18 protein-coding genes and 3 pseudogenes are annotated in these 19,509 nt (G+C 68.1%); 12 read left to right on the forward strand and 9 right to left on the reverse strand.

Annotation, left to right across the window (positions count from 1 at the left end; all coding sequences use genetic code 11):
- Window positions 1–298: 298 nt before the first annotated feature.
- Entirely contained in the window at window positions 299–721 is a 423-nt protein-coding gene (locus ACIRF8_RS09550) for a DUF2690 domain-containing protein (protein ID WP_404212719.1), read from the reverse strand.
- A 580-nt stretch (window positions 722–1,301) separates the two neighbouring features.
- On the opposite strand from ACIRF8_RS09550, the gene ACIRF8_RS09555 reads away from it, so the two are divergent.
- The 3 genes and pseudogenes from ACIRF8_RS09555 to ACIRF8_RS09565 all read left to right on the forward strand — a co-directional run bounded on the left by ACIRF8_RS09555 (window position 1,302) and on the right by ACIRF8_RS09565 (window position 4,099).
- Window positions 1,302–1,937, forward strand: a complete 636-nt coding sequence (locus tag ACIRF8_RS09555) for a GNAT family N-acetyltransferase (protein ID WP_404212721.1) — start codon at window positions 1,302–1,304, stop codon at window positions 1,935–1,937.
- A gap of 114 nt (window positions 1,938–2,051) precedes the next feature.
- Window positions 2,052–2,359: pseudogene (locus tag ACIRF8_RS09560) on the forward strand (hypothetical protein); the annotation flags it as partial.
- Window positions 2,360–2,509: 150 nt separating this feature from the next.
- Entirely contained in the window at window positions 2,510–4,099 is a 1,590-nt protein-coding gene (locus tag ACIRF8_RS09565; protein ID WP_404212723.1) for an oxidoreductase, read from the forward strand.
- A 301-nt stretch (window positions 4,100–4,400) separates the two neighbouring features.
- On the opposite strand, the pseudogene ACIRF8_RS09570 reads toward ACIRF8_RS09565, so the two are convergent.
- Together ACIRF8_RS09570 and ACIRF8_RS09575 are read right to left on the reverse strand one after the other, a co-directional pair.
- A pseudogene (locus ACIRF8_RS09570) lies at window positions 4,401–4,996 on the reverse strand (SDR family NAD(P)-dependent oxidoreductase); the annotation flags it as partial.
- A gap of 42 nt (window positions 4,997–5,038) precedes the next feature.
- Window positions 5,039–5,191, reverse strand: a pseudogene (locus ACIRF8_RS09575) (alpha/beta fold hydrolase); the annotation flags it as partial.
- A 181-nt stretch (window positions 5,192–5,372) separates the two neighbouring features.
- Between ACIRF8_RS09575 and ACIRF8_RS09580 the strand changes: the two are divergent.
- Window positions 5,373–6,149, forward strand: coding sequence for an MBL fold metallo-hydrolase (locus tag ACIRF8_RS09580; protein ID WP_404212725.1), 777 nt, complete (start codon window positions 5,373–5,375; stop codon window positions 6,147–6,149).
- On the opposite strand, the gene ACIRF8_RS09585 is transcribed toward ACIRF8_RS09580, so the two are convergent.
- Window positions 6,146–7,789, reverse strand: coding sequence for a hypothetical protein (locus ACIRF8_RS09585; protein WP_404212727.1), 1,644 nt, complete (start codon window positions 7,787–7,789; stop codon window positions 6,146–6,148). The genes ACIRF8_RS09580 and ACIRF8_RS09585 overlap by 4 nt on opposite strands.
- Window positions 7,790–8,126: 337 nt before the next feature.
- Between ACIRF8_RS09585 and ACIRF8_RS09590 the strand changes: the two genes are divergently transcribed.
- Together ACIRF8_RS09590 and ACIRF8_RS09595 are read left to right on the forward strand one after the other, a co-directional pair.
- The gene (locus tag ACIRF8_RS09590) at window positions 8,127–8,933 is read left to right on the forward strand and encodes a MarR family transcriptional regulator (protein WP_404212729.1); all 807 of its coding nucleotides are present in this window, start codon (window positions 8,127–8,129) and stop codon (window positions 8,931–8,933) included.
- A gap of 184 nt (window positions 8,934–9,117) precedes the next feature.
- Entirely contained in the window at window positions 9,118–10,017 is a 900-nt protein-coding gene (locus ACIRF8_RS09595; protein ID WP_404212731.1) for an aminoglycoside phosphotransferase family protein, read from the forward strand.
- 112 nt (window positions 10,018–10,129) lie between these two features.
- Here the strand turns inward: ACIRF8_RS09595 and ACIRF8_RS09600 are convergent, their stop codons facing one another.
- Window positions 10,130–10,939, reverse strand: coding sequence for a hypothetical protein (locus ACIRF8_RS09600; protein WP_404212733.1), 810 nt, complete (start codon window positions 10,937–10,939; stop codon window positions 10,130–10,132).
- A 382-nt stretch (window positions 10,940–11,321) separates the two neighbouring features.
- On the opposite strand from ACIRF8_RS09600, the gene ACIRF8_RS09605 reads away from it, so the two are divergent.
- Complete coding sequence (locus ACIRF8_RS09605; protein WP_404212735.1) at window positions 11,322–12,599, forward strand: low temperature requirement protein A; 1,278 nt, start codon at window positions 11,322–11,324, stop codon at window positions 12,597–12,599.
- A 262-nt stretch (window positions 12,600–12,861) separates the two neighbouring features.
- On the opposite strand, the gene ACIRF8_RS09610 is transcribed toward ACIRF8_RS09605, so the two are convergent.
- Window positions 12,862–13,209, reverse strand: a complete 348-nt coding sequence (locus tag ACIRF8_RS09610; RefSeq protein WP_404212737.1) for a VOC family protein — start codon at window positions 13,207–13,209, stop codon at window positions 12,862–12,864.
- A 602-nt stretch (window positions 13,210–13,811) separates the two neighbouring features.
- Between ACIRF8_RS09610 and ACIRF8_RS09615 the strand changes: the two genes are divergently transcribed.
- Window positions 13,812–14,519 (forward strand): carbohydrate-binding module family 20 domain-containing protein, encoded by a 708-nt coding sequence (locus ACIRF8_RS09615; protein WP_404212739.1) that lies wholly within the window; start codon window positions 13,812–13,814, stop codon window positions 14,517–14,519.
- Window positions 14,520–14,677: 158 nt separating this feature from the next.
- Here ACIRF8_RS09615 and ACIRF8_RS09620 read toward each other — a convergent pair whose 3' ends face one another.
- Together ACIRF8_RS09620 and ACIRF8_RS09625 are read right to left on the reverse strand one after the other, a co-directional pair.
- On the reverse strand, window positions 14,678–15,244 hold the full coding sequence (locus ACIRF8_RS09620; protein ID WP_404212741.1) for a DUF4232 domain-containing protein: 567 nt from the start codon (window positions 15,242–15,244) through the stop codon (window positions 14,678–14,680).
- 224 nt (window positions 15,245–15,468) lie between these two features.
- On the reverse strand, window positions 15,469–15,846 hold the full coding sequence (locus tag ACIRF8_RS09625; RefSeq protein WP_404212743.1) for a hypothetical protein: 378 nt from the start codon (window positions 15,844–15,846) through the stop codon (window positions 15,469–15,471).
- 398 nt (window positions 15,847–16,244) lie between these two features.
- Between ACIRF8_RS09625 and ACIRF8_RS09630 the strand changes: the two genes are divergently transcribed.
- The 4 genes from ACIRF8_RS09630 (at window position 16,245) to ACIRF8_RS09645 (ending at window position 18,821) form a co-directional block, all read left to right on the forward strand.
- Window positions 16,245–17,138 carry a helix-turn-helix domain-containing protein gene (locus tag ACIRF8_RS09630; RefSeq protein ID WP_404212745.1) on the forward strand — a complete coding sequence of 298 codons (894 nt, stop codon included), beginning with the start codon at window positions 16,245–16,247 and terminating at the stop codon, window positions 17,136–17,138.
- 1 nt (window position 17,139) lies between these two features.
- Window positions 17,140–17,505: a hypothetical protein gene (locus ACIRF8_RS09635; protein WP_404212747.1), complete on the forward strand. Its 366-nt coding sequence runs from the start codon at window positions 17,140–17,142 to the stop codon at window positions 17,503–17,505.
- Between the two features lie 69 nt (window positions 17,506–17,574).
- A complete protein-coding gene (locus ACIRF8_RS09640; RefSeq protein WP_404212749.1) occupies window positions 17,575–18,192 on the forward strand; it encodes a GNAT family N-acetyltransferase in 618 nt (205 codons plus the stop codon).
- A 287-nt stretch (window positions 18,193–18,479) separates the two neighbouring features.
- Window positions 18,480–18,821 (forward strand): SDR family oxidoreductase, encoded by a 342-nt coding sequence (locus tag ACIRF8_RS09645; protein ID WP_404214238.1) that lies wholly within the window; start codon window positions 18,480–18,482, stop codon window positions 18,819–18,821.
- Here ACIRF8_RS09645 and ACIRF8_RS09650 read toward each other — a convergent pair.
- The gene (locus ACIRF8_RS09650; RefSeq protein WP_404212751.1) at window positions 18,709–19,392 is read right to left on the reverse strand and encodes a DNA-binding response regulator; all 684 of its coding nucleotides are present in this window, start codon (window positions 19,390–19,392) and stop codon (window positions 18,709–18,711) included. The two genes, ACIRF8_RS09645 and ACIRF8_RS09650, sit on opposite strands and share 113 nt — an antisense overlap.
- Window positions 19,393–19,509 lie beyond the last annotated feature (117 nt).

The following is a 19,509-nucleotide window of genomic DNA, read 5'->3' on the forward strand; positions in this document are numbered from 1 at the left end:
TCCCGCGGTGGGGGTGGCGCGGCGCGGTGGGTTCCGCAGGCCCCCCCCCCCCCCCCCCCCCCCTCCGGGGCGGGGGGGGGGGGGGCGCCCCCCCCCCCCCCGCGGCCCCCCCCCCCCCCGCCGCATGCGGCTCGTCGGCTCCTGAAGCGGAGGTTGCCCCTCTCGCCATCGGGCGAGAGGGGCACGAAGTGTGCTGGTTCTTCCCACCGCAGTCGGCGCGGCTTCGGCGGGAACGCCCTGTTCAGAGTGCGGTGTTCGGTGCTCAGTCACACCTCGCCGTGCGACCGGATGCGCATACTCAGTAGGAGCCCGTACAGGCCAGCAGAGTGCTCTCGTTGCGGAAGCCACAGGCGTACGAGGTGATGCCTGCGTCGTTCACCATCACCGTGTGCTGGTCACTGCCCGAGTTGACGCGGCGCTCCTTGTAGGCGCCGCTGGAGTTGCTCACACTAATCCAGTCACCCACGCTGGCGCCGGTGATCTTGCCCCAGGCGGCGCGGCACGACGGGCTGTACCGGAGCTGGATCGTGCGTCCCCCGGAAGACACCTGCTTGGCCGTGATGGCGTCATTGGCGCACGTGGTCCCGTTGGGCTCGACGCCGGTGCACGAGGAGCCGTAGCAGGTGGCGGTCGCGGAGGCCTGAGCAGCCGGCGCGGTGATGGCGATCGTCCCGAGCAGCAGCGCGGTTGAGGAGAGCCCAACCAGCAATCGTCCGTTCAACGTTCCCCCTGGAGGCAGGGGGCGCTGCCCCGCTGGCAGCGCCTCGGATGTCATGGACATTAGGTGCGGAACAATGGCTTCATAGCGCTGATTCAAGACATCTGATGATCTACCTCGCATTTCTCCAAAGATGGACCTGGCCTCCGCCGCATCCCATGGGTACGCCGGCGCATAGGTCGGTTCTCGTCGAACCTGGCGTTCGACGAGTGCACAGCGACGGCAGGGGGACGGTCCGGTCACTGGGGGCGCCTCGTATGTGTGCAGGAGGACGTGAGGCACCGTTGCGGACGGCACGGCGGTACGGCGGTACGGCGGCGCGACGGACCGGTGTGACCGTCCTCCCCTCCTGGCGTAAGCCCCGGACGGGCCCCGCAAAAGGCGCTGGCGCCTCCACCCCGGCAACGTCCACACTGCTACGGCATGGCGGGGCAAGTGTCCGGAGTCGGTGGAGTGTGGCGCACGCCAGGCGCAGCCAAGCGCCAAAGGGAGGCTCCACCTCGGGGCAGGGCCTCGTTCCCACCACGGACCCGGGACCCGCACGTCGTCCTCCCCCGTTCCTGATCGAAGGAAGGCTGCTGAAGTGCTCACGCTCGCGGAGATCGCCGAGAACCCCAGTTGTCTGACGCGTCGCCTGAAACCGCCCAGCGGTCCGGAGATCACCCTCCGCCCCCTGAAGCACACCGACACGGTCTGCCTGGCTGACTTCCTCGATGGCCTGTCCCCTGAAACCAGGCGCTTCATCGCGTTCGACGGACAGGGCCTCGCAACCGCCCGGGACCTGTGCGACGCCATCGCGCGCTACGACAAACTCCGACTGGTGCTCGAGGACCTACCGTCCGCCAGGATCATCGGGCTTCTCGAATTCAGCCTCGCACTCACCCCTGCGGACCTCACGCGCTATCAGGACGCGGGTATCCGCCTAAGCGAGCCGACTGACTGCCGCTTCGGCGCTACTCTCGCCGATGGTATCCAGGGCCGAGGCATCGGAACTCTTGCCTTTCCATTCGTCTCGGAGACCGCACGGCTGCTCGGCAAAGCGCGGATCATCCTGTGGGGAGGCGTCCGCGCCGACAACCCTCGCGCCATCCGCTATTACGAGAAGAACGGATTCCAGCCGGTCGGCTCCTTCACCCCGGCGGAAGGCTCCCGGTCTTTCGACATGATACTGGACCTGTCCGATCCGACGGCTCTGTCGAATCGGATTCCGCGCCCTTGACGTAAGCGACACCAGAAGCACAACGCCGCTTCCAGGAGAAGGAGACCGGCTTTGCAGGCGCCCAGTGGGCTCACCGCTTGAGCGTCCGGCACTAGCATCGCCTCGCGCGATCGCATGGTCGCCACCATCGGGCCGGCGTTCGCCGGTTATGTCGTCACCTACCTCAACAGTCCGCGTTTGTCGCAGCGTCAGGAACGCCTTGCGCGCGTCAATCGCCAGCTCGGCAACCTGTACGGCTTTCTGTTCGCCCTCACCGAGGCCAACAGCCGCACGTTCAGCGCGCGTTCGTCGCACACCACGCTCGCCCGGGTGGCGAGTCGCCCTTCACCCATGAAACCCCGCCCACTCCCGAGGAGCTCGCTGACTGGCGTCTATGGGTCACCACCGTCTTTCTCCCGAACATTCAGGCCATGCGTGACCTGGCCGCGCTGAAGAATGAACAGGACCGCCTGCCGGGACAACGACCGAGGCCCAGGTAAGGGGCGTCCCAGTCCCGCGTCTCTCCCCCTCTGCCCTGAGCCACGGTTGTAAAGCTTGTACGGGGGGCTACAGGACTGCGATGATCGACGATCATGCGACTGGAAGAACTGGGCCCCATCGAGCGCCAGTTGTGGCATTCCTACGCTCAGGGTCGGCCAGTCGACGTTCGTCCGGGCCCGCAAGAAACCGTCCGGCCCGCCGTCCGCGCCGAATACCTGACGGCCTTGCTTCTTGCCGCCGGTCCCGAGCCGGGCGGGGGCGAACGCCCCGCGCTGCGGCTGAGCGGCGCGTCCATCACCGGCACGCTGGACCTCCAGTTCGCGGACATCGCCGCGCCCGTCGTCCTTGCGGACTGCCACTTCACCGACGCTCCCGTCATACGAGGAGCCGAGTTCCGCGAACTCACCCTCACAGGCTGCGTGTTACCCGGAATGAACGCCGACACGGCTCAGGTCCACGGCAGGCTCGTCCTGTCCCGCTGTCGGCTGACCGGCCCTCTCGTTCTCACCCGCGCCGAGGTCCGCGGCGACCTGGACCTGACGCACACCGTCATCACTGTCCCCGGTGGCGAAGCGGTGTCCGCCGTACGTCTGGCCACGGGCGGGGATCTGTTGTGTACGCACCTGACCGTGAACGGGGGCATGCGCCTCTCCGGCGCCTCCATATCCGGCGAGTTCGATCTGCAAGGTGCACACCTGAGCAACCCCGGCGGCACAGCTCTCGACGCCTACCACGTCCACGTAGCCGAGGACTTGACCTTCCACCCCGGTTTCAGCTCCGAAGGACGCATCATCCTGTCCGGCGCCGACGTGGCAGCGGCCATCGGGTTCTGCGGCGCCCGACTGCACAACCCCGGCTCGACCGCCCTCGAAGCGGTCGATGTCGCCGTCAGCCGGAACTTCGACCTCGGCGCGGGCCTCACGGTCAACGGCGGCATCAAGCTCGACGGCACCCGCATAGGCACCCACCTCAGCCTCCGAGACACCACCTTGACCCACCACACCGGCACCGCACTGTCACTACGCCTGGTCCAGGCGCGGGAGACCGATCTGCGCACCCGGGGACCGATCGACGGCACGGTCGACGCGGGCAACGCCCAACTCGGCGTCCTCTACGACTCACCGGCCACCTGGCCCACCCGGCTGCGGCTCTCCGACACGGCGTACGACGCCCTCGCCGCACCGCTCTCCGCCTCCGAACGGCTCGCCTGGATCCGGCGCGGCACCGCGGTCTATCTTCCGCAGCCCTATGAACAACTGGCGGCCACCTACCGGCGTCTGGGTCACGAAGACGAAGCCCGTACAGTCCTGCTCGCCAAGCAACGCCACCGCCGCTCCGGACTTCCCCTGCACAGTCGCGTCTGGGGGTACGTGCAGGACGCGACGGTCGGATACGGCTATCGGCCCGCGCGCGCCGCCCTCTGGATCATGGCCCTGCTCGCTCTGGGCGCATCCTTCTTCTCGGCGCATCCACCCGCTCCACTCGAAGCGGCCAAGGCCCCTCCGTTCAGCCCCCTGTTCTACGCACTCGACCTGTTGCTTCCCATCATCGGCTTCGGCCAGAAAGCGGCTTTCGCACCGCACGGGGCCGGACAATGGCTCGCCTATGCTCTGACCACCGCCGGGTGGGTCCTGGCCACAACGGTGACGGCCGGCGTGTCCAGAGCCCTCAGCCGCCAGTGAGCCGACTCCGCGGCCCTCCCTACGGGTTCGACGCCAGTTCCGGTCCACACCCGGGGCGGCTGGCGCCGGAGCCGACATCGTGTCGACCCGATCGACTGGGCCAGAGGCGGCAGGCCACTGCCCGGAAGAACGATGCGATCGCCGAACTGTCGCCGCTCCACAACTGATCCGGCACCACCACACCGTGGTGGACCCGGGCCGAGTGACCCGCGGCCCCGAAGCGGCGGACCACCGGGCCATCAGGGCAGCCGCACCGCATCACTCCTGCCGCCGGACACCCTCCTCGGTCCCCGTCCCCCTCCTCGGTCCCCGTCCCCGTCCCCGGTTCCGCCATCCGCCGGTGGGCCGCCGCCTTGACTCCATCGGGCAGCACCTTCCCGGCCAAGCCCTGCGCCTTTGCCAGCGACGACCCGGCCACGCCCTTCTCCTCGCCCTTCACGATCGCCTTGAACGCCTGCCCGGCCACCTGCGCCGGATCGTCCTTCTTAATCGTCCCCATGCGCGTGTGTCGTCCGCCATGCCGGCCCGCTCGAAGAGATCGGTGTCCGTCGGGCCCGGCATGCAGGAGGTGACCGTCACATCGGTGCCCCTAGTCTCCTCCGCCAGCGCCAGCGCCAGCGCCAGCGCCAAGGCGAACGGCTGCACAAACGACTTGGACGCGTTGTACACGGGCTGGAAGGAGCCGGGCATCGTCGCGGCGACGGACGAGGTGAGGGCGAGCCTGCCCGCACCGCGCGCCACCATGGCCCGGAGCAACGGCTTGGCGAGCCGTACGGTCGCGGAGATGTTGAGGTCGATGACTTCTTGATCGTCGGCGAGGTCGGTATCGACGAAAGCACCGCCCTGGCCCACCCCGGCGTTGAGCGCGGCGACTTCGACGGTCGGACCGTCGAGGGCGTCCAGAGCCCGTACGGGGGCATGGTCGGGTGTGCCGTGGGGAGCGCCGCTGTCACCGAACCCGTGCAGGTCCGTGGCCACGACGGTGAAGTCCCGGGCCGGCAGCGGTGCGACGCGGTGCCACGCCAGATGGGTCTCAGGGATGCCGTGGAAAAACAACACGGGTGGCCCGTCTCCGCGCTGACGGCCGTGCATCGTCGTCCCGGGCGTCGCGACATCGACTGTTGTGAACCCGTCGAACACGCCACCATGGTTGCGCGGACCGCTCCACCTCACCAGAGTGACGCAGCAGTGGCTTGCCCACCGCGCCCAAGAAGTCTCAAGACGTCACCAACGTCAAGCGCTAGCTGTGGAACGCCCGTTCTAAGATCCCGGGATGACTGATGAGCTGTTTCGCCTTACGATCCTGGGGTGCGCGACGCCGTATCCGAGCGTGGACAACCCGTGCTCGGGCTACCTGGTGTCGAACGGCGGAACCCGGATCTGGGTGGACGCGGGAAGCGGGACCCTCGGCCCGCTCCAGCGGCACGTGCGGCTGGACGAACTCGACGCCATCTGGATCTCCCACCTGCACGCCGATCACAGCGCGGACCTGCTCACCGCGTACTACGGCGCCCTGTACGCGGACATCCGTCTGGCAGCGCCGATCCCCCTCTACGGCCCGCCGGGGATCGCCGACCGGCTGGCCGGGTTCCTCACCAACACACCGGCCCGCAGTCCGATCGAATCCGCCTTCGCAGTCACCGAGTTGCACGACGGCCATCAGGCGACCATCGGCTCACTGCGGCTGACCAGCCGGGCGGTGGTGCACGACATCCCGGCGTTCGCCGTGCGCATCGAGGCGGCCGGCAGGTCACTGGTGTACTCCGGGGACACCGCACCGTGCGCGAGCCTCACCCAGCTCGCCGAGGGATGCGACGTGCTGCTGTGCGAAGCCGAGAGCGCACAGGCCCCCGTGGAGGGCGACCAAGTCCACCACACACCCGAAGACGCCGGCGACACCGCCCGGGCGGCCCGGGCAGAACGGCTGATCGTCACACATGTCGGTCGCTTCCTCACCCCGCAGGAGGCGGTGACACGCGCCTCGGCCCGGTTCGACGGTCCCGTCGACCACGCCACGCCCGGCGCCACCTTCACGATCACGTATGGCTAGGAACCCGCCGCCGTCCGAGGCAGCGCGGAGGGGGCTGCCGAGTGGCATCGCCCGCGCATGCGCGTCTCCTCGTCCGTCCGCGTCCGGATCAGCCGCCCCTCGGCCGTGCCGATGACCAGGTCACCGTCCGGACCCGCGCTCAGGCAAGTCGGTGTGTAGACGTGCCCGCCGACAGCCAGCGGCCTGCGGCGTACCACCGTGCCCCCTACGGCCTCCAGCGTGAGCAGTTCGCGGGCCCCGGTCACGGCGTGGACGAGGCCACCGTGCACATCGAGCCCGGTGATCCGAGCGTCGAAGTGATGCGCCCAGAGCACGGCGCCGTCCGGGTATGAGCGGCGTACGAGATAGGTGTCATCGCTTGCCGTGCAGGTGTGGACCAGGCCAGGCCCGGTGGCGTCATCCAGGTACACCGCCGGGCCGCCGTCCAGGCGAGGGCCCAGTGTGTCGTCCCAGGCGAACCGGAACAACCGCTCAACGCCCCCGGGGCCGGCCCGCACGACCCACTTCTCCAGCACCTCCGGCCGCACATCCGCGTCGCCGACGCCATAGAGGAAGAGCAGATGGGGCGAGCGCCTCACCGGGAAGTCGTAGCCGCTGCCGCTCTCCCCCAGCGGCAGGGTGGCCAGTTGCCGCCCGGACGGTGTGAGTACGACGCTCTCGTACGGGGGCCAGCGTGCGTCGGGGAACAGTTCCCTGGAGTCACGGGCCACCCAGGCGCCGTCCGTGCGTGCAGCGATGGCCACCGGGAAGTCGAAGCGCAGCTCGGCCAGTCGAGCGCCGTCGGCGAGGGCGAAACGGCACAGGCGGGTGCGCCGGTTGTCGCTGGTGCCGACGAGGACGGTGATCCACACGCTTTCCTCGTCGGGGGTCACGTACCAGCGGCAGCCGCTGTGCTCGAAGGTGTCCTCCGGTTCGGGCACGGACCACTGAAGGGCGCCGTCCGGGGACCAGCACTCCAACAAAGGGTCGCCGCTCCTCGCCGCGGCGAGCACGCGGCCGTCCCGCAGCGTCTCCACCAGGGCCGTCCCGGTCCGCCGGGTCCAGGCGAGGCCCCGCTCGGCGGCCGTGGCGGCGAGGAACTCCTGAGGCCGGCGGATCCGCGGCGCCTCGACGGTGTGCCAGTCGATCTCCACGGGCACCTGCGGCCAGGAGACGAGCGCCGCCAACCGGTCGGCCGTGACGGCGTTCCAGTTGTCGTGCTCGGCGACGGCTCGTGTGTACGTCTCCCGGCCCTCATCCTCGTGGTCGATCTCGGGGCGGGCGAACGTCACCTCCAAGCGGCGCACGTCCCGCCAGCGCAGCGCGTTGACGCTTCCCCCGGCTACGGCCACGTCGGTGCGGCGCCGGACCTCCGGCTCGTACAGATGGAGCCCGCCCCGGCGATGGAACTCGTCGTCGGAATGCTCCGTGCCCAGGGCGAGCACGGGCAGGACCGGATGGAAGGCGAGCGCCTCGACGCCGTACTCCAGCACGAGTTGGTCCCACAGGGCGAGATCACTCATCCGGTAGACGGCGACCCGGCCGCGCTCGCGGCGGCCTCCCGCGGTACAACTCACCGCGAGCCAGCGGCCGTCCGCACTCACGTCCGTGGCGTACGGATGGCCGATCTCGGGGAACGGGTCGTCGGGTACCAGGCGCATCGCACGAGCCTATCGGCGCCGCCGCGTGGTGACGCGGAGTGTGGCCGTTCGGCTGCGGGACGGCCAGGTCCTCAACCAGCGACCAGCGACCGACGACCAGCGAGCAGCGACCAGCGACCAGCGACCAGCGACGCAACCAGAAGGCGCATCATGCACCACTCTCGCGACGCAACAACTCCCACGCACGCCCGTCCTCGCTACTTCCCGGGAGGCCGATGAGTTTCGGCGCGCCGGTCGGTCCAAGTCGGCACATCCCATAAAGATCGGCACCCCCAACGAAGAGGAGACCCCCATGGGCGGGACACACTCACACACCAGGACTCACATCGCCCGTCGCATGTACGAGCTCTTGGAGCCCATCTGCCTGGTCACCTACTTCGCGGACGAGTGCAACGAGGAACTGGCCGCACTCGGCCACCGCACCTACTGGGACGGCTACTTCGCCAGTCGTGCCGCACCTCTGGGGCGGGTACGCGCCCAGGTCGTGCACGCGGCCTTCTACAACTTCGCCGACGGGGAAGCCGCACGGCACATTCCCAGCGCATGGAAAACGATCCCGCCCGAGGCCTCCGTCGCCGCGCGGGAGCGGGGCAGCGCGGCCTCCCTACGGCGCATCCTCGGCGGCGAGCTGGCCGGCTCCCCGGGCCTGGTGCGCGCTGCTGACCTGACCACCAAGGCCGCGACGGGCGCCCCCACCGAAGGCCGGGTGATGTACGCCGGCATGCGCACCCTTGAGGTACCCGGCGAACCGGTCGCCCGGCTGTGGCATTCCGCGACCATGCTGCGCGAGCACCGCGGCGACGGGCACATCGCCGCTCTCGTCGGCGCGGGCATCGGCGGCACGGAGGCCCACGTGCTCTCCGCCCTGGAACAGGGCATTCACCCCCCGGAGTCGTTCGGACGCATCCATCACCTGCCGAAGGACCGGCTGGCTGCCGTCATGGGCGGCTTGCGCGAACGCGGACTCGTCGATGCCGACGGCCACTTCACCGACGCCGGCCGCGCAACCAAACAGCGCATCGAATCCCTCACCGACGAACTCGCCACTCCGCCCTACGACGCCCTGTCCTCCGCCGAGCTGGGTGAACTGATCACCGAGCTCGAACCCATCACCGCGACCCTGGTGGCCACGGGCTCGCAGTGACGCGTAAAGGTGCTTCAGATGCTCGTGGTCAGGTACGGCGCAGAACAACCGGCGTCCCCCGCACGGCCTATGGCGCCCTGCAGAGGGCGGCCAGTCGAGAAAACCGATCGACATAGAGTCCACCAGGCACTGTGATGGCTCCAACTGCCCGCTACAGGGAGCGGGCCCACCGCAGGAGCTGTTCTTGGCAACCGGGAAAACCGCAGACTTTCGCCCCGCGATCAATGCCGCTCTGGTAAGACGCCTGGTCGACATGCAGTTCCCGCAGTGGGCGGAGCTGCCGCTCAAGCTGCTCGACCCCGCTGGTTCGGACCATGTGATCTACCGGCTGGGCGATGACCTGTCCGTCCGGCTGCCCCGCCATGCGGGAGCCATCAGGCAGGCCAAGAAGGAGTTCGAGTGGCTTCCCAGGCTTGCCCCGCACCTGCCCTTGCCAATCCCAATGACGGTGGCGGTGGGTGAGCCCGGCCTCGGCTACCCATGGCCATGGGCCGTGTCCCGCTGGCTGGACGGGGAGGTGGCGACGGTCGAGGCCCTGTCCGACTCGTCCAAGGCTGCCGTCCAACTGGCTGAGTTCCTCTGCGCCCTTCAGGCGTTCGCGCCCGGGGACTTCTCGGTCGAGGACGCCGACGAGGACCTCACCGGGCAGCCCTTGGCCGACCGGGATCGCGCGACGCGAGCCGCTATCACCGAGGTCGCCGGTGTGTTCGACGCGGTGGCCATGACCGAGTTGTGGGATGCGGCGCTGAGCGCTCCCGGATGGGACCGCCCTCCGGTCTGGTTCCACGGCGACTTCCACACCGGCAACCTGCTGACTGTCGACGACCGCCTCAGCGCGGTGATCGACTTCGGCGGACTCGGCATCGGCGATCCGGCCTGCGACCTGACCATCGCCTTCACCCTGATGTCTGCCGGAAGCCGCGCCGCCTTCCGCTCCACGCTCGACGTCGACGACGCCACGTGGACCCGGGGCCGCGGCTGGGCCCTGGCCACCGGCCTGAACGCCTACGTCTCCTACGCCGCCGTCAATCCCCGGGTCGCCGCGCAGACGACCCGCCAGATCACCGAGGCTCTGATCGGCTGAGCAGGCGCGTGCGGGATACGTAGGCCGCGGGCAAACCCACCAACCCGCCAAGCGTCACCCGCCACCTGTCACCCGTCACCCGCCACCCGTCAGGTGTCACCTGTCATGTGGCTCAAGTGGTCTGTGCAGCCTCGCATGCCTCGGTGAGAGCCCGGCGCCTGAGATTGCCACCGAACAACTGCATCGTGGCGGCGGCCAGTACGTCGTCCCTGCCGATGGTCCGCCTGTCCCGTCGGCGGGCAGGCAGGGTCCCGGCGGAATCCTTGGAATCCTTGGGCAAGGGAGGAGGGACGGGTTCGTCCGACAACTCCGAGGTACCCGGCTCCGAAGTGCCCAACTCCAGAGTGACCGAACCGAAACGTCTGACCCCACCCTCGCGAACGATCATCGCCGCGTCCCGGGCGAGGTCCGTCAGGAACACGCTCGCGATTCCGTCCAGCTCACGGACCAGTAGCGGCACGGCCGTCGCCCCCTGGCTCCGCAGGAGCTGCTTGATCCCGGCCTCGAACCGATGGGCACCCACCACAGCACTCGGTCTACGCGATCTGCTCCGCTTACGAGCAGGCACGATGACGCCCTCGGCGTCGTACACGACACCGGTCAGCCCTCTGAACGTCGGGCTGTGTGCGTACCACTTGCTCCCCACCTCCAACTCGACGTTCCGATCGATCGCCGAGACGAGGTCCGCGGGGAGCAATTTCTTCCGGGCTTCCTCCGCCGCCGCTCTTCGCGCGCCGTCGATGATCTCCGTCAGCACTGTCCGTGTCACCGACGCGGCGGTCCACGCGGCCGACCGAGTGACGTGCATCGACGTCACGTCCCTGAACACCGCTTTGACGAGGGTGGGTTTGAACGGCGGGACATCCGCGACCGAAACGGATCCGGGGTCGCTGCGCTCAGGGCATGCGGGCTGTGCGGTCATCGGAGGAAACACTCCCTGCTGTGCGGGCTGTCAAGGGACCACACTCCCCGTGCAGCCCCAGGCCGCGATCCCGAATCCGTGACTACGGGTTACGGGTTACGGGTTACGCGGTGGTCGGCAGCCTAGTTGACGTGTTTCGGAGGCTGCCTCTGCCTCGTAAACGATCGGCCGCTTGCCCGAGGCAGTTGAACGTCGTGGTGCCTGGGCCGTGGTGCAGGACTTGGCGGGCGCGCGCTCGCGCCGCCCGGCCGGCGCGACCCTGCCACCGTACGGCCGTCGACCCTCCGGCACCGACGAAATGGCGGGTCGCTTCGTCGCACAGCAGCATGTCCAGGCCGCGGCGTGGCGTCGCTGTGGTCGCGGGTGAGAAATGATGGTGCGCATGAACGATCCCCAGCACACCGGCGAGCTCGGCGCACGTGTCCGGCCGCGACGGTTGATCCCGATGACCGGTCGCGATCCGGAAGAGCCCGGCCGGGTGTCCTCCCCATTGGAGCTGCTGTTCGACCTGACTTTCGTCGTCGCGGTGGGCACGGCGGCGTCACAGTTCGCCGAGATGGTCGCGGAAGGGCACGCCTGGCAGGCGGTCATCGCCTTCGTACTCGCGATGTTCGCGATCAGTGTCGCCTGGATCAGCTTCAGTTGGTTCGCCTCCGCCTTCGCCACCGACGACTGGCTCTACCGGGCACTGACGATGGTGCAGATGATCGGCGTCGTCGTGTTCTCCCTCGGGCTGCCGGCCATGTTCCACTCCGTCGACGAGGGCAGTCACCTCGAACTGCGCGCCATGGTCATCGGCTACGTCGTCATGCGGATCGGAATGGTCCTGCAATGGTGGCGCGCAGCGCGGGAGTCCCCGTCGTTCCACGACGTCGGCGTGGCCAATATGCGCTGGACGGTGATCGCTCAGGTCTGCTGGATCATCGTGGCCTTCCTTCATCTGCCGATCGCCGCTGTCTTCGTCGCGTTCGGAGCCCTGGGTGTCCTCGAACTCGTCCTGCCGGTGCTGACCCAGGGCTCAGCGGGTGGCACACCTTGGCACCCGCACCACGTCGCCGAACGGTACGGGCTCTTCGCGATCATCACCCTCGGCGAGGGCGTCGTCGGCACGGTCGCCTCCTCCGGTGATCTCCTCGGCGGCGACGGCACGCACTGGACCTCCGACGCGATCGCCGTGATCGTCGCCGGTGTGGGCCTGACGTTCGGCATGTGGTGGGTGTACTTCACGACGCCGTTCGGCGACATCCTGGTGCACCGCCGCGACTGCGGATATCTCTTCGGCTATGGTCACATCCCCCTGTTCATCGGGGTCGCAGGAGCCGGCGCGGGCCTCCACGTGGCGGGCCTGTACATGGAGCACCACACCGACATCTCCGGCACGGCCGTCGTCCTCGCCCTGGCCCTGCCCGTCGGTGTCTACCTCTTCATGGTCTATCTGCTGCACTCTCTCCTGCTGTCGGCGGTCGACCGCCTCCATCTGCTCCTGATCTCCCTGAGCCTCGCGGTGCTGCTCACCTCGGTCCTGCTGGCCGCCGCAGGTGTGCCCATCGCGGTGTGCCTGCTCGTCGTCATGCTCGCGCCGTTCGTCACCGTGATCGGCTACGAGACGATCGGCCACCGCAAGCAACAGCGCATGCTGGAAAACCTCAGTACGCAGTAGACGCAGGATCGGTACGCACCGGCCAGATGTCATGGCACTGCCCGGTCGTCCTGCGGTGCCTGCCTGCCGTGCCCGCCGTCGAGGAGCCACTCCGATCTGACGCGCCCGCAAATCAATGGGCGGGCTGCTCCCCAGCCCGCCCAGGCACCCCACGCCCCACGCTCCACGCCCCGCGCCTCACAAAGGCACTAGACACACGCGGGCCAGCCGCAGCGAGGTGTTGGTTGCGGTCGACAGAAGTGGTCGATCATGCGAAGAGACGTCAGCGGTGGCCCAACACATTGACCACTCGGTCGTTGGGGTCACGGACGAAGAACCGTCGTACTCCCCACTCCTCGTCCCGCAGCGGATAAACGATCTCCATGCCCCTGTCCTGCATGAGTGCGTAGGCCGCGTCCACGTCGTCCACCTCGACGCTCATGTCCGGGGTGACCGGCGCCGTCTTGTCGCTGGACATGATGCTGACCTGCGCTGCCGGGTGGGACGGGGACGCGAGCGTCATGATCCAGCCGTGGTTCATGACCTCCTCGAAACCCAGCAGGCCATAGAACTCCCGACTCTCCTGCCCAGCCTCGGACTGGATGTTGGGCACAACGCGGCGAACGGCCATCGATGACTCCAGACGAGTTCGAACGGTCTTTGAGACTGTCAGGAGTACTACGGCCACGCAGCCGCCGCCCCCACTTTCGCCACACGCTCCGAAACCACGAGCCCACTCACGCACGAGGACCGAGGTACACCTCTCAGCAACCTTCCGGCACCTCCTGCAAGGTATTGCAAAGAATTGCCGATGGAGAAAACTGGCGCCCAACCCCCGCCGTACAGGGGTTTTCAGCCTGCCTCGCACCCTTGAGCACCTTCAGGTGTGAAAAGCTTTGCGTCATCTTGCGCAACGTTGGACGGACGCCCTCAAGGGCCGAGATCGCAAACGAGAGGTGACATGCACCCCGACACAGGAGGGTCCTGACGGACCCTCACCCCCATCGACCAGCCGACGGGCCCACCCAGCCAAGCCCCCCGCCATCCGTTCAAGTCTTTAACGAAGTAGCTGAAGATGGGGAGACTATGCGGCCAGATTCCGCTCCTTCTTGAACGCACGAGGCGCATAACGCCACCTCGCGACTCCAACTCGTGTTGGGATGTGCGCGGACGACGGGCCTCAACCTGTTCGCCCCGCGGCGGTGCCCGCCGTCGCGCGTCAGAAGGGATGACATGCTCTCGATACGCAATCGGGTACCGGCCGCGTGGCGGTCGGTGCTCATGCTCACCGTGCTCCTCGCCGGGCTGCTCACCGGAACTGCCGCCCACGCCCAGGCGGCCACGTCGCAGGATTCGTCCGTCACCTTCCGGGTGGTCGCCGACACGGAAGGCGAAACCCTCCTGGTCTCCGGCAGCACTCCGCAGTTGGGCTCGTGGGACCCGGCCAAGGCCGTTCCCCTGGGTACCACCGCAGGCACCTATCCGCACTGGTCGACCAGCATCCAGCTACCCGCCGGCGCCACCGTGCAGTACAAGTACATCAAACGCTCCCCCACCGGCACCTTGACCTGGGAAAGCATTCCCAACCGCACCCTGACCGTCTCCCAGGGCGCTCTGGGCACCGACGACCGCTGGAACGTCAGCTCGGTCAGCACCACGTTCCGCGCCACCGCCACGACCGGTTGGGGGCAGAACCTCTACGTCACGGGCAATCGGCCCGAACTCGGCAACTGGGACCCGGCCAAGGCACTCCCCCTGACCACCGGCTCCGCCACCTACCCTCTGTGGTCCGGCACCCACCAGCTACCGCCTGACACCGCCGTGCAGTACAAGTACTTCAAGAAGAACCCGGACTCCACCATCACCTGGGAAAGCGGTGACAACCGCGCCGTCGTCACTCCGACCAGCGGCACCCTGACCATCAACGACACCTGGCGCTGACGCCGTGGCACCGGGGCCGAGGGATATGGAACAGATACCCCTCGGCCCCGGCACCCACCAGTATCCCCGCCCTCGGACCCGGAGCGCGTCGCGCGGTGGCGGCGACGATCGGAGGGCGCGCGGCCGAGGTTCCCAACAGCTGGTGACGACCGGGCTGTTCAGCGGGTGGCGGTGCCGGACACGGTGCTGATGTAGGTGCCCGGGTGAGTGGCCCCGTCCTGACGCAGGACCGCGATGTTCTTCCACGGCCAGGCGAGCGTGGTCGTGGCCGTCGTGTCAGGAGGCGTGACCTTCACCTTGACGGGCACGAATGCCTCCGCGCCCGCGCCTGTTGACTTGGGCGAGACCGGCAGGAAGGTCAGCTCGGCCATGGTGGCGACGCCCGGCTTCAGCGTCACCTTCTCGGCGGTCTTCTTCTGCCACGCCACGCTCCACGCCTCTCCCTTGGCGTTCACAAGGTCCAGCCCCGGGTGTCCCTTGAGGGTGCAGGTGCGCTTGCCGACGTTGGTGAAGAGGAGGGTGGCGCTGGTCTGCGTGGCCGTCCCGTCCGGGTCGGCGTCGGTCCCGTGCACGAGCGACGGCTTCAGCTCGGACCCCGTACAAGCGGGCTTGGCCGCGGCCTGTGCGGAGGTCGACGTGACGGCGACCCCGAGCACAGCGACGGCACTGACGGCCGCGGCGGCGAGGGCACTGGACAGGCGGGTACGTGTACGGCTGGCGTTCATGCGGTGCGTTCCTCCGTGGTCGTGCGGCTACCGGTGCAGCCTGCATCCAAGTAGAGGGCATGGCTCTCCCCGGGGTTGGCAGCCAATTTCGACAGCCCCGTAACAGAGTTTCGTGCCGTGGCTCGGTCGCGGAGGGCCGGGACGAGAGGTCGCGCGAGATCGGTCGGCGTGCTGGTGGGTTTCCGAGCTGCTGAGCCGCTGAGCTGCGCGGAACGTGAACAGCGCTACTCGTTCAGCACTACGTACAACATTGACGACGCGTTTTGATAGGCGAACTCAAGGTCCGCCAGACTGCGCGCCCACCCCTTGTAGGCCTGCGAGTTCTCGTCCTTGGCCTCGTGCGGGCTCTGCATGAGGCTCCGCACGGCCGCGTAGACGACTTCGAGTTGGTCACATACGACCCCGCCCGCCTGCACCAGAGGTGGTGGACAGCTTGACCAGACGTCGGCCTGATAGGCCACTTTGGCTGCGTTGATCGCCTGCGCGACGGGGAGGTCAACGGCTTCGCGGTCGTTGGCCAGCGAATCGACGACGTCATGGAAAGCGTGCATTGCCTTGTTGACGTGGACCTGGAAGCCACGGAAGCGCTCTTCAAGCCCCACGTACAGACGTGTTCGCCGCTCACTCCGCTCGGTCTCCCGAACTGTCACCAGGGCCGTGCGTCCGGCGAAGATGGAGCCGAGCGCAGCTCCTATGGCGCTGGAGAAACCGGCTACGGCCGAAGCCCACACAGCCGCTGACCCTGGGTCCATGGCCAGAGTCTGCCGCATCCGTAGTCACTCGTCACCCCCTCAACCAGGGCCTCACGACCTTCACTTGGCGACATGTGCCGAAGCCGAACGAGGCCCTCGGCTGTCGTGTGACCATCGGGCTGATGAGAATCTCGCGCGCTCGGCGGTTGATCCGGTGGAGCCCGCCTTGCTCACACCATCGCCCGCGCGGCAGCGCCAGGGTCGGCAGGTTCCGCGTGAGGTGGCGAGAGAGACGCACAATGGATTCCGTGGCCCACGTTCCGATCGCTCGACATCTGCTCCGAGCCCGGGATCTCGCGGACGCCCGCTACGCCGACGCGGACATGGCCGCTGCCGCCGGATTGTCCCCGGCCCACATCAGTCGCTGCTTCAAGGCGGCGTTCGGGGAGTCTCCGGACCAGTACCCGCTGGCCCGTGGCCTGGAGCGGGCCGCCGCACTGCTGCGCGTGACCGACTGGACGGTCGCCGCGATCGGTGTCGCGGTCGGGGCACGAAGCATCGGATCGTTCACGACGAGTTTCCGCAGGATGTACCGCATGACGCCGCAGGCGTACCTCGCGGCGCCCCCCCTGCCGCACGGCATGTGTGCATCCCGCGCTGTGTGGCGATGGCCTACCGCCGGCCGTGGAACCGCACGTTTCGAGAAGACACCGGACCGGAGCCTGCATGGCGTCGGATGCACACCATCGACGCAGGAGCCGGCCATGACGACTATCAAGATCGCTCATGCACAGTTCTGGGTGCATGACCAGGACGCGGCGCTCCACTTCTACACGAAGAAGCTCGCCTGGGAGGTCCGGGCGGATGTGACGACGCCTGAGTGGAACTATCGCTGGCTGTGTGTCGCACCGCCCGGCGGTGAAGGGCCGGCGTTGGTGCTGATGCCGGTTCCGGGGCAACCGATGCTGGACGAGGCGAGCAGTGCCCAGTTGTCGGATCTGGGCGCCAAGGGGGCGGGAGGCACTTTGTTCCTGGAGACCGACGACTGCGAAGCGGCGTATGACGAGCTGTCCGCCCGGGGCGTCGAGTTCACTGATCCGCCCACGCCGCAGCCGTACGGGATCGACACCTCCTTCCGTGATCCCTCGGGCAACAACATCGGGCTCACTCAGGTACTGCAATTCGATCCGGAACGGCACTGACATGGCTGCTGTGGACGAGCCAGGGTCGTACGAGATGCGGGTTCGCCGGTGTCTGGGCGTCGAGGAGGCTCTGGCCTTGCGGGAACCCATCGAGCGCCTGCTGTGCCCGGAGCCCGATCACGCGCCGCCGTGTGATGTGCCGTGGGGTCTCACCCTGGGTGCCGACGAACCTTCTGACGACGGTCGCGAAACGACAGCGCTCGTCCTGGGCGTCCATACGTCAGGCAGGCGCGCCGCGCAAACGGCTGAGGGGGTGCGCGGCGTTGTGGGCGAGGCCCGGCATGTCACGGTGAGCGCGGCGGACGCCGGACAGTTCGAGGAACTGGCCGAGCAATATCGGATCGAGCGCGCTCTCCGGCAGAGTTGACTCGCGGCGCCCGACTCGGTGCCGGCACCGGCAAGGACGTGGGGTGTCTCTGCTGGGCACAATGCAGCCATGGTTGATCCCGTTCGCGATACTTCCCGCCCGGATTTCCTCAGCAAGCCGTCGCTACGAGGGGAACAGGTGCTGCTCCGTCCCGTCACCGCGGATGACGTGCCTGCGTTGATGCCCATGCTCCTGGACGCCGGGACGGCGCGCCTTACCGGCAGCCATGAAGACGATGTGTCCGATGAGGCCGACATACGCACCTGGTACGGCAGCCGTCTGGAGCAAGATGACCGGCTGGATCTTGCCGTGGTCGAGCAGGCGACGGGGACCGTCATCGGTGAGGTGGTCCTCAACGGATGGGAGCCGAACAACGAGAGCTGCAACTTCCGCATCTGTCTGGTGCCCGGCACCTACGGATCGGGGTTCGGGACGGAGGCGACCCGGCTGATCATCGGGTACGGATTCGAGGCGCTGGGTCTGCATCGCATCTCGCTGGAGGTCTACGCGTTCAATCCGCGAGCCCGCCGCGCCTACGAGAAGGTGGGGTTCGTCGCCGAGGGCGTGCTGCGTGACGCGCTGCTCTGGGAGGGCGAGTGGGTGGACGCGACCGTGATGTCGATCCTGGCGCCGGAGTGGTTCCAGCACGGTGGGCGTCCGGGAGCAGCCGGTCACGGGGCAGGCTGACTGCGAGCGCGATGTCGAGCCGACTCCGCTCACCCTCTCGACCGGTCAACGTACCGAGAGGATCGGGGATGCCCGCCACGCTCGCCCAGGCCAGGTCGGGCCTGCGGGGCGCGGTCAGGGACCTGCGGCGGGCACGGACCGGAGACGGTGCGGTCGCCGGTCAGGGTCATGGTGATCAGCAGGGTTGGATCGGGCATCGGTTCCGGTCGGCGGACCTCTGACTGGACGACCACGATGAGTTCCGTGAGCGCATCGCCCCGGGCGGCACTGTCGTCCACATCGGTTCGATCGGGGCGGAACGCCGCGGCGGCTCGTACGGAGCCGCGAAGACCGCGCTCGCGGCCCGGAACGCCTCGCTCTCCGCGGAGTCGGCGCCCCGCGATGTCACTTGCAACGTCATCTCACCCGGATACATCGCCGGGAGCGCGGCACATCACCGGACAGACGATCAACGTCGACGGAGGCGCGTCCGCCACCCGTTGAGCCGACGGTGGCCCGAGCAGTACTGGTTCCGGCTCAGACGTGGGTGCCCAGCGGGATCTCCGGCGGGCCGCCGAGGCCCGCGTCGCGGGCGCGTACCGCCGCCGAGGCGCGGTCGTGGACCCCCAGCTTGGCGAAGATACGGGTGACGTAGTTGCGGACCGTCTTTTCCGCGAGGAAGAGTCGGCGGGCGATCTGCTGGTTTCCCATGCCGTCGGCGAGCAGTTCGAGTATTTCCAGTTCGCGAACGGTCAGATCGGCGAATCCGGTGAGTTCCGGAATGCTGGGCATCGTGGAGAAGTATCTGCTGAACCTCGCGGCGATCGTTGAACTGAAAGCGGCTCCGCCACCGGCCACGATGCGAATGGAGTGCAGCAGTTCCTCGGGTGAACCGATGCGTGAGAGATAGCCGTTGACACCGACGCGCAGGGCGGCCACTATCACGTCGTCGTCATCGTTCTGCGAGACCACGAGCGTCCTCGGCCGGGTCAGGGCGCGGCCGTAGGTGGACAGGATCTGCTGGACGTTGTCGCAGATGAAGCGCTTGGAGGGCGGCTCGCCGAGGATGATGACATGCGGCTGTGCCGCTTCGCCCGGCGGACATCGCAGGCGGTCGGAGCGGCGCAGGAGGCTCACCTCCACGTCCTTGTCGACGATCGCCTCGAGGCCGGCGCGGGCGACGGGGTCTTCGCTGAGAATCAGCAGATTGATATCGCTCATCGACGTCACCACCCTACGCCTCCTCTTTTTTTCGCGCGGTTCGAAGCGTCGGCGTGAAGCAAAGGCACAAGACTCCTTCTGGTCATCATCCGTCCGCGTGGGGAGGTGAGAGAGGTG

The organism is Streptomyces sp. NPDC102406, assembly GCF_044765725.1.
GTDB lineage: Bacteria > Actinomycetota > Actinomycetes > Streptomycetales > Streptomycetaceae > Streptomyces.

Bases quoted from the DNA above. Each gene is read 5' to 3' on its own strand.
- ACIRF8_RS09565 (WP_404212723.1), top strand. From the start codon at position 2,510: ATGCGACTGGAAGAACTGGGCCCCATCGAGCGCCAGTTGTGGCATTCC.
- ACIRF8_RS09580 (WP_404212725.1), top strand. From the start codon at position 5,373: ATGACTGATGAGCTGTTTCGCCTTACGATCCTGGGGTGCGCGACGCCG.
- ACIRF8_RS09585 (WP_404212727.1), bottom strand. From the start codon at position 7,789: ATGCGCCTGGTACCCGACGACCCGTTCCCCGAGATCGGCCATCCGTAC.
- ACIRF8_RS09590 (WP_404212729.1), top strand. From the start codon at position 8,127: ATGTACGAGCTCTTGGAGCCCATCTGCCTGGTCACCTACTTCGCGGAC.
- ACIRF8_RS09600 (WP_404212733.1), bottom strand. From the start codon at position 10,939: ATGACCGCACAGCCCGCATGCCCTGAGCGCAGCGACCCCGGATCCGTT.
- ACIRF8_RS09605 (WP_404212735.1), top strand. From the start codon at position 11,322: ATGAACGATCCCCAGCACACCGGCGAGCTCGGCGCACGTGTCCGGCCG.
- ACIRF8_RS09610 (WP_404212737.1), bottom strand. From the start codon at position 13,209: ATGGCCGTTCGCCGCGTTGTGCCCAACATCCAGTCCGAGGCTGGGCAG.
- ACIRF8_RS09615 (WP_404212739.1), top strand. From the start codon at position 13,812: ATGCTCTCGATACGCAATCGGGTACCGGCCGCGTGGCGGTCGGTGCTC.
- ACIRF8_RS09620 (WP_404212741.1), bottom strand. From the start codon at position 15,244: ATGAACGCCAGCCGTACACGTACCCGCCTGTCCAGTGCCCTCGCCGCC.
- ACIRF8_RS09635 (WP_404212747.1), top strand. From the start codon at position 17,140: ATGGCTGCTGTGGACGAGCCAGGGTCGTACGAGATGCGGGTTCGCCGG.
- ACIRF8_RS09640 (WP_404212749.1), top strand. From the start codon at position 17,575: ATGGTTGATCCCGTTCGCGATACTTCCCGCCCGGATTTCCTCAGCAAG.
- ACIRF8_RS09650 (WP_404212751.1), bottom strand. From the start codon at position 19,392: ATGAGCGATATCAATCTGCTGATTCTCAGCGAAGACCCCGTCGCCCGC.